This is a genomic window from Pedobacter sp., assembly GCF_035566355.1.
Classification (GTDB): Bacteria; Bacteroidota; Bacteroidia; order Sphingobacteriales; family Sphingobacteriaceae; genus Pedobacter.
Genome location: NZ_DATMRL010000576.1, coordinates 1 through 8,399, shown reverse-complemented (window position 1 = coordinate 8,399; position 8,399 = coordinate 1). Strand labels below are relative to the sequence as shown.

The following is an 8,399-nucleotide window of genomic DNA, read 5'->3' as shown; positions in this document are numbered from 1 at the left end:
ATAGGTTAAAATTATGAAGATCCTGATGTCACATCCTACCGGTAACCAATTTGTGAGAGCGCTGCTTCAGACGCTCCGCGAAGATGGCTTGCTGGCAGGCTTTTATACCACCGTTGCTTTGACAACTGAGACGAGCTGGATACGCAAACTGCCCGGATCCTGGAGAACAGAGTTGTCCAGGCGGTCCTATGACCTGGAATCAAAGTATATCCATACCCGTCCTTTCCTGGAGCTTCTGAGGAATGTACTTCCAAAATTCGGGTTGAAACATTTTGTACGACATGAAAATGGCTTTGCTTCTTTAGATCAGGTATACCAGGACCTGGATAAATCGGTTGCCACTGCCTTAGCTAAACTGGTTTCAACATCTGAAATACATGCCGTTTATGCCTATGAAGATGCCGCACTGGAAACCTTTACAGCAGCAAAAAAACTAGGGCTCACTTGTATTTATGACCTGCCCATTGCCTATTGGGAAACCGGAAGGAAATTAATGGAAGAAGAAGCCACACGATGGCCTGCATGGGCAGCCACTCTGGGCGGAGGAATTTATGATTCTGAAACCAAACTACAACGTAAAAAACAGGAGCTTGAACTGGCCGATGTTGTCGTTGTACCAGGTGATTTCGTTAAACATTCCCTTCCTGAATGGACTGCAGGAAAGAAAGTTATCGTGTCGCCCTTTGGATCGCCAAAGCCCGTACAACTTCAGCGGGGCAAATCTTTTGACCGGCCTCTACGGATACTCTTCGCGGGATCTATGGGGCAACGAAAAGGGCTTGCAGATCTTTTTGCAGCAGTGAAGATGTTACCACGGGAACAGGTGGAGCTGGTGGTGATGGGATCACCGCAAACTCCTCTAAGCTTTTATAAAACCCAGATGACAGATTTTACTTATGAAAGCAGCCGGCCACATGAAGAAGTTTTGAAACTGATGCAAAGCTGTGATGTATTCTGTCTTCCCTCTATAGTAGAAGGAAGAGCATTGGTCATGCAGGAAGCGATGAGCCAGGGATTGCCATTGCTCATCACGCCCAATACCGGTGGTTCAGATTTGGTGCTGGAAGGACGAACCGGGTTTTGCGTGCCCATCCGCAGTCCAGAAGCCATCGCGGAGAAACTACAATGGTATATGGACAATAGAGAACAAACCCGGGAAATGGGCAAGCGAGCGGCAGAGCATGCCGCCCTCTACACCTGGGAAAAATATGCAGATCATATCATTAAACAACTGATCGATGAGGTATAACGACTCTTCACACTCAAATAAAGATCCAAACCTCTGGTTAAAACGGGGGATTTGGTTGTACCTGCTGCTGCTCATTTTTGAAGGAGCCCTGCGTAAATGGGTTTTGCCTGGCCTGGCATCACCATTGCTGATCGTCAGGGATCCGCTTGCGGTTCTGCTGCTATGGATGGCCTGGAACAGAAATCTGATCCCTTCTTCCATATTGCTCAAAATCATGGTCCTTATAGGAGCTCTGTCCATCTTAACTGCGCTGATCTTCGGGCACGGTAACCTCTTTGTTGCCCTGTTTGGGGCAAGGATATTCCTGCTCCATTTTCCATTAATCTTTGTTATCGGAAGAACATTGGATAAAGAGGATGTCATCCAGATCGGTAAATTTTTACTCTGGGTCTCTATCCCTATGGCCTTGCTGGTCGCCTTGCAGTTCTATAGCCCGCAATCTGCATTTGTAAACCGGGGTGTGGGCGGCGACAGTTCAGGAGCAGGGTTTAGTGGGGCTATGGGCTATTTGAGACCTCCGGGAACCTTTTCTTTTACCAATGGTATTCACCTTTTTTATGGCCTTACCGGAAGTTTTATCCTGTATTTCTGGCTCAATCCAACAGGTGTAAATAAACTGGCCCTGTGCGGAGCCACCCTGGCGCTTATTGCGGTGATCCCTTTGTCCATCAGTCGTACCCTGGGTTTCACCATCATTATTGTCGTTTTCTTTGCTTTGGTCACTGTGCTTAGAAAGCCAGAGAATTTCGTCCGGGTGGTGCTTGCCGGGATTGGAATTGTTATTATGCTCGCTGTGTTGAGTAACTTTAATTTCTTTCAAACGGCCACCAAGGTACTCACGCAGCGGTTTACCAATGCCAGTACCACCGAAGGGGGGCTAAGAGGAACTTTCGGAAACCGTTACTTTGGCTGGATGGCTACGGCCATTGCGACCTCTCTTGATCAACCCTTCTTCGGACATGGAGTAGGCTTGGGGACGAATGTGGGCAGTGCGCTGCTCACCGGAGACCGGAAATTTCTCGTCTCTGAAGAAGAATGGAACAGGCAGATCGGCGAACTCGGGGCATTAATGGGCATAGGAGTCATTCTGGTACGCCTGGGCTTAACCCTCAAAATGAGCATTCATGCCGTTAAGAATTTACAAAACGGGCAAATGCTCCCATGGATGCTGCTCAGTTTTGGCTTAACCGTAATCCCTCAGGGACAATGGGCGCAACCTACTGCCCTGGGTTTTAGTGTACTTGCAGGGGGACTTATCATAGCCGCTATGCACCATCATACAGAAACAGATCATCTATGAAAACAGCAATTATTACCGGCATCACCGGACAGGACGGCGCTTATTTGGCGGCATTGTTGTGCCAGAAGAACTATAAGGTCGTTGGACTGATCAGAAGTTATCATACCATCAACCGGAAAGGGCTAAAATACCTGGGTATTCAGGATCAGGTAGAATTGGTGGAATGTGACCTTGCCGACCTCTCGCAGGTGATGGCCACCATTAAAGAATATAAGCCCGACGAGATCTATAACCTGGCCGCACAAAGTTCCGTTTCCTTGTCTTTCAGGCAACCCATTGGAACCATTCAGTTTAATGTAGTTTCTGTACTGAACATTCTCGAAGCCTTAAGAATGCTGGACTCTCCGGCCAAATTTTACCAGGCTTCCAGTAGTGAAGTTTTCGGCGATTCTGAACTGCCCATCAAAGAAACCACCTACATCAATCCCATCAGTCCGTATAGTATTTCAAAAGCCTCTGCGCATTGGATCACCAAAAATTACAGGGAATCCTACGGCTTATTTGGCTGCAGTGGATTTTTGTTTAACCATGAATCTTACCTCAGGAGTGAGAATTTCTTTGTCAAGAAGGTCATCTTACAGGCCATTAAGATTAAAAAAGGTCATGCTGAAACCCTGGAAGTGGGTAATATAGACATCAAAAGAGATTTCGGCTGGGCACCTAAATACGTGGAGGCCATGTACCTCATGTTGCAGCAGGATCAGCCGGATGATTATCTGATCTGCTCCAACCGTTCTGTAACACTCAGGTCGGTTATAGAATGCGTGTTTAAGGAACTGGATGTTTCGATGGACCGGCTGGTCATTGACGAAAAATTATTCAGGCCTACAGAAATAGAAGATATCTATGGAGACAATTCTAAATCAAAAATACAGCTGGGCTGGACCTACGACCTGTCCTTTTACGATGTTTTGAAAACCTTAATAGAGGAGGAAATGGCAAATGGAAAGGATTAAAGTCAATTATTTTCAAAGGCGGCCGCGCAAGGGGTTTAGCTTTAGTGTGGAATATATTTTTGAAGACATCAGAAAGAGACTTGCAGACCGGATTAATGCCCAGGTTTACATTTGCAAATGCTATAATGATGGTTATTATACCAAATTGGTCAATATTGCAGAAGCCGCTTTCAGGCAAGGTAAAGATGTGAACCACATTACAGGGGAGGTCCATTTTTTAGACCTGCTGATGAGGAGAAAGAGGGTGGTGCTTACCGTTCTGGATTGCGGTATGATGCCCCGGAAAACAGGCCTGGCCAAAAAAATAGTGAAATGGCTGTACCTCAGTGCACCAGTGAAGAAAGCGGCTGTAGTGACCGCAATTTCAGAAGTGACCAAGCAGGAAATTATTACCTATACAGGCTGCAGGCCAGAAAAGATTAAAGTGATTCCGGTAGCGATTGATCCTCTGTATACACCATTTCCCAAGCCCTTTAACAAGGCAAAGCCGGTCATCCTGCATATAGGCACAGGAGCTAATAAAAACCTGCTCCGGCTCATAGAAGCTTTGAAAGGAATTTCCTGCCACCTCACGATCGTAGGAAAACTGAATGAAGAATACCTGGAGGCATTGCGTAGCCACGGGACAGATTACAGCAATGAGTATAACATTTCTAACGAACGTTTACTGGAGAAATACCAGGAATGCGACATCCTGGCCTTTGTATCTACATTTGAAGGTTTTGGGATGCCCATTGTAGAGGCCAATGCCGTGGAACGTGTCGTGGTCACCAGTTCCATTTCTTCGATGCCGGAGGTAGCCGCCGAGGCCGCTTGTCTGGTAGATCCATACCAGGTCGAATCAATCAAAGCTGGCATTCTTAAAGTAATCGAAGATGATAACTACAGGGAATCGCTCCTGGAAAAAGGAAGAAAGAACAAAACCCGTTTTGATCCGGATGAAATTGCCAGTCAGTACTACCACCTATACCATACTGTGAAAAACATTTAAATCATCCTACCTATGTTAATTTTACACGTTTTACCCACCCTGGATCCAAAAGCCGGAGGCTTAAGTCAAGCCGTCAGAAATATGATCCGATATGCGTCCAGTCCAGACCTGCAACATGAAGTGGTCTGCCTGGACCCTGCCGATGCCAGTTATTTATTTGAGGATAACTTTAAAATTCATGCCTTGGGAAAGGGAACAACGGCCTGGAATTACCATGGAGAATTGCGCTCCTGGCTGGACCGGAACTTGAAGCGTTATAGCAGCATCCTGGTCCATGGATTATGGCAATATCAAAGTTTTGCAGTATACAAGTCCTGGAAGAAGGTACAGACGGTATCGGTCCGTTTGTTTGTGATGCCCCATGGTATGCTGGACCCTTATTTTCAACGTGCAAAAGGCCGAAGGTTAAAAGCGATGAGGAATCTCTTGTTCTGGAAATTTACAGAAAAGCAACTGGTCAATTCGGCGGATGGTGTATTGTTTACCTGCGAAACGGAGAAACAACTGGCCAGAGAAAACTTCCAGCCTTATCTTCCAAAAAAGGAACACGTAATTGGTTTAGGTGTGCAGCAACCACCTGTTTTTACAATGGATATGGGGATGCATTTTTTTAAGATCTGTCCGGAGCTTGCTGGAATTCCTTATCTCCTGTTCCTAAGCAGGATTCACCCCAAGAAGGGACTGGATTTGCTCATTAGGGCTTATCAGAGCCTGTGTTCGTCCGGGCAGAATTTGCCTTTATTACTAATTGCAGGACCTGGATTGGATACGCCTTATGGAAGGGAAATGCAGCAGTTGGCAGAGAAAACATCCACTATATATTTTTCCGGAATGCTGGAAGGCCTGGCCAAATGGGGCGCTTTCTATAATTGTGAAGCCTTTGTTTTGCCCAGCCACCAGGAAAATTTTGGCATTGCAGTGGTTGAAGCGCTGGCCTGCGGTAAACCAGTGCTCATTTCCAACCAGGTCAACATTTACCAGGAAATAGAAATGGAAGGAGCAGGCCTCATCGGAACAGATCACCTGGAAGGCCTGATCAAACAGCTGGAACAGTGGCTGGAAACAGAACCACAAAAGAGGGAGATGATGGGGAGTAATGCGGGCCGTTGCTATGTTAAACATTACTCTGAAAATAGCGCAGGTAATATATTGAATCACATTTTAATCGGTCCAGTCTATGCAAAGTCCTGAATCCAGGGTGAATTTACATGATTTCGATCCAAAGATCGGCATGACAAGAGGAGCATCCAAACTCAAGGAAATTTGCTGGTACCTGATCAAAATGGTCTTTTTTTTAAGTGCATTTCCATTTCCGAGTGCATGGAAAGCCGTGCTGCTTCGTTTATTCGGCGCTAAGGTAAACCGCTATGTGGTTATTAAACCCAGGGTAAATATTCATTTTCCATGGAAACTGAGCATAGGTGAGGCCGTTTGGCTGGGAGAGGAAGTTTGCATCTTAAACTTTGAACCCATCAGTATCGGAAATAATGTTTGTATTTCCCAGCGTGCCTTTATTTGCGGAGGCAATCACAATTACAAGGTCAGTACCATGGAATATAAAAACGGACCAGTCATTTTAAAAGATGGATGCTGGATTGGGGCGGGTTGTTTTATTGGACCGGGAATCACCATAGGTGTGGATACGGTAGTTTGCGCCGGAGCAGTGGTGTCACAGAGTCTGGATGATAATGGTATTTATAAGGGCAATCCGGTCGTATTTGTAAAGGAAAGGTGGAAGCCATGAAGAAACGTGTGCTGGTTATTGGTATCAATTGTCTTCCCGAACTGACTGGAATCGGGCGTTATACGGGAGAAATGTTGGAATGGCTGGGAGAGCAGGGCTGCGAAACCACAATGATCACTGCTTTTCCCTATTATCCGGACTGGAAGGTTGAAAAACCCTACCGAAATTTCTTTTATCGCAAAGAATCCCGAAGCCAGCTGCTCAGCATTTATCGCTGCCCGTTGTATGTTCCGGCCAAACCTGGAGGTATGAAAAGGATGATTCATGAAGCCACATTTTTTCTGAGCGCTTTTTTGGTTGTTTGCCGCTTGCTTTTCAGAAAGAAATATGATCTGTGTATGGTTGTTGCACCGCCATTTCATCTTGGTTTCTTAGGTTTGTTCTATCGCTTCTTTAAAGGTACACCTGTACATTATCATGTTCAGGACTTACAGATTGATGCGGCAAAGGAACTGAAAATGCTTAAACCAGATTGGATCTTTTCCATCTTATTTGCTTTGGAAAAGCGAATCTTAAAAAAATCAGATCTGGTCAGTACCATTTCAGAGGGAATGCGTAAAAAGTTGCTGGCGAAAGTTCAGCGTCAGGTGATGCTGTTTCCAAACTGGGTAGATACAGATCTGTATTTTCCGGTTGATCATTCAGGTTCATTAAAAAGCCGGTGGGGATTTCAGCCGGAAGATCAGTTGGTTCTGTATTCTGGAAGCATCGGCGAAAAACAAGGCCTGGATGCTTTGATCCGGGTAGCCAGAGAATTGCAATCCTATCCAAAGATCCGCTTGCTCATTTGCGGTACAGGGCCCTATAAAGATCATTTGGTACAAGCGGCAGATGACCTTGAAAACGTATACTTCTTTCCCTTACAGAAAAAAGAGGTCTTCAATGACTTTCTAAACATTGCAACTGTGCACCTGGTGTTGCAAAAGAAAGATGCAAGCGATTTAGTGATGCCGTCTAAACTGACCACCATTTTAGCTGTTGGAGGCTTGGTGTTGGTTACAGCAAATGAGGATACCTCTTTATATGACGTAATTACCCGGTATAATATTGGTGTAGTCATTCCGCCTGAAGACGAAACCGAATTAAAAAATGCCATTTTAGACTGTTGCAGCAAGGATTACGCACTGGAAAGAAAAAGAGCCAGAGAATTTGCTGCCACTGCTTTGAATAAAGAGGAGATTTTGCATCAAATATTCAGCAGGTAATAAGTGAGATGTAATTATTCATTTTGTTCATTATCAGTCTTTAACACTTGTACGGATTAGTTTTTGCAATCTTTAAGCCATAGTTCTAAGAGCACAAATTTATGCAGACGCGATATATCTACTTGTTAAGGTACGTATTAATGGTCACTGACCTGATTATGTTGAATCTGGTTTATCTGGTCGCTTTTAAAATTACCGTATTGTTAGGCAAAACCGTATCTGCAGAATTGTCTCAACATTATATAGTGGTCTGTAACCTGACCTGGCTGTTTAATACAGCAGTTTTTGGTTTGTACAATTTTAATGGAACCCGCAGGCTCGAAAGTATATATCGTGGAACATGGAGAAGTATAGCTTTACATATGCTTTTGTTTACCGCCTATCTGATGCTGGCCAAGAACATGAACTTTTCCAAAACCTTTTTAGTTGTTTTCTATACCATTCTGGGATTTTCATTTATCCTGAACAGATTTTTGGGAACGATGATCCAGTATCGCTTTCTGGATAAGTTTAAGATGGCCAAGAAGGTAGCCGTAATGGGCTCAAATCTCACTGCTGAGCGCATCGCCGCCTATTTTAAAAAGCAGGAAAATATCCATTTTTACGGTACGGTATGCGATGACAATCTGATGTACAGTACACCTGGAACAGGTGCCACGGCCATTTCCTCCAGGCTGGCTGAAGTGGCCTGCTTGGGCGTAATGGATATTTATGTTGCAATAAAACTGGAACGAATGCCAGAGGTTGTTCCTCTGATAGAAGAGGCTGAACGCCAATGTATACGTTTAAAATTTATACCAGATTTTGAGGCGACCCTGGGTTCACCTTATACCGTAACTAATCTGGGCGGCGAGTTTCCAATGATTACTTTAAGGCATGAACCACTGGAGGAAATGGGCAGCAGGTTTAAAAAACGCTTATTTGATCTGATGTTCAGTACACTGGTTATTGTTT

At 44.8% G+C, this 8,399-nt stretch carries 7 protein-coding genes and 1 pseudogene; all 8 read left to right on the top strand.

What is annotated here, in order from left to right; all coding sequences use genetic code 11:
• Nucleotides 1–13 precede the first annotated feature (13 nt).
• Nucleotides 14–1,249, top strand: a complete 1,236-nt coding sequence (locus tag VNZ46_RS22680) for a glycosyltransferase family 4 protein (protein ID WP_325562879.1) — start codon at nucleotides 14–16, stop codon at nucleotides 1,247–1,249.
• Entirely contained in the window at nucleotides 1,239–2,549 is a 1,311-nt protein-coding gene (locus VNZ46_RS22675; RefSeq protein WP_325562877.1) for an O-antigen ligase family protein, read from the top strand. Before VNZ46_RS22680 ends, VNZ46_RS22675 begins: the two co-directional genes overlap by 11 nt.
• Nucleotides 2,546–3,505: a GDP-mannose 4,6-dehydratase gene (locus VNZ46_RS22670; protein ID WP_199077347.1), complete on the top strand. Its 960-nt coding sequence runs from the start codon at nucleotides 2,546–2,548 to the stop codon at nucleotides 3,503–3,505. The genes VNZ46_RS22675 and VNZ46_RS22670 overlap by 4 nt, the downstream gene beginning before the upstream one ends.
• Nucleotides 3,492–4,496 (top strand): glycosyltransferase family 1 protein, encoded by a 1,005-nt coding sequence (locus tag VNZ46_RS22665; RefSeq protein WP_325562874.1) that lies wholly within the window; start codon nucleotides 3,492–3,494, stop codon nucleotides 4,494–4,496. The genes VNZ46_RS22670 and VNZ46_RS22665 overlap by 14 nt, the downstream gene beginning before the upstream one ends.
• A gap of 12 nt (nucleotides 4,497–4,508) precedes the next feature.
• The gene (locus tag VNZ46_RS22660) at nucleotides 4,509–5,687 is read left to right on the top strand and encodes a glycosyltransferase (protein ID WP_325562872.1); all 1,179 of its coding nucleotides are present in this window, start codon (nucleotides 4,509–4,511) and stop codon (nucleotides 5,685–5,687) included.
• Nucleotides 5,674–6,240: a WcaF family extracellular polysaccharide biosynthesis acetyltransferase gene (locus VNZ46_RS22655; RefSeq protein WP_325562870.1), complete on the top strand. Its 567-nt coding sequence runs from the start codon at nucleotides 5,674–5,676 to the stop codon at nucleotides 6,238–6,240. The genes VNZ46_RS22660 and VNZ46_RS22655 overlap by 14 nt, the downstream gene beginning before the upstream one ends.
• A complete protein-coding gene (locus VNZ46_RS22650) occupies nucleotides 6,237–7,445 on the top strand; it encodes a WcaI family glycosyltransferase (protein ID WP_325562868.1) in 1,209 nt (402 codons plus the stop codon). Before VNZ46_RS22655 ends, VNZ46_RS22650 begins: the two co-directional genes overlap by 4 nt.
• Before the next feature lie 101 nt (nucleotides 7,446–7,546).
• Nucleotides 7,547–8,399 (top strand): annotated as a pseudogene (locus VNZ46_RS22645) (undecaprenyl-phosphate glucose phosphotransferase); the annotation flags it as partial.

What these genes read in the sequence shown, in the direction of transcription:
- VNZ46_RS22680 (WP_325562879.1), top strand. Translation starts at nt 14, where the DNA reads ATGAAGATCCTGATGTCACATCCTACCGGTAACCAATTTGTGAGAGCG.
- VNZ46_RS22675 (WP_325562877.1), top strand. Translation starts at nt 1,239, where the DNA reads ATGAGGTATAACGACTCTTCACACTCAAATAAAGATCCAAACCTCTGG.
- VNZ46_RS22670 (WP_199077347.1), top strand. Translation starts at nt 2,546, where the DNA reads ATGAAAACAGCAATTATTACCGGCATCACCGGACAGGACGGCGCTTAT.
- VNZ46_RS22665 (WP_325562874.1), top strand. Translation starts at nt 3,492, where the DNA reads ATGGAAAGGATTAAAGTCAATTATTTTCAAAGGCGGCCGCGCAAGGGG.
- VNZ46_RS22660 (WP_325562872.1), top strand. Translation starts at nt 4,509, where the DNA reads ATGTTAATTTTACACGTTTTACCCACCCTGGATCCAAAAGCCGGAGGC.
- VNZ46_RS22655 (WP_325562870.1), top strand. Translation starts at nt 5,674, where the DNA reads ATGCAAAGTCCTGAATCCAGGGTGAATTTACATGATTTCGATCCAAAG.
- VNZ46_RS22650 (WP_325562868.1), top strand. Translation starts at nt 6,237, where the DNA reads ATGAAGAAACGTGTGCTGGTTATTGGTATCAATTGTCTTCCCGAACTG.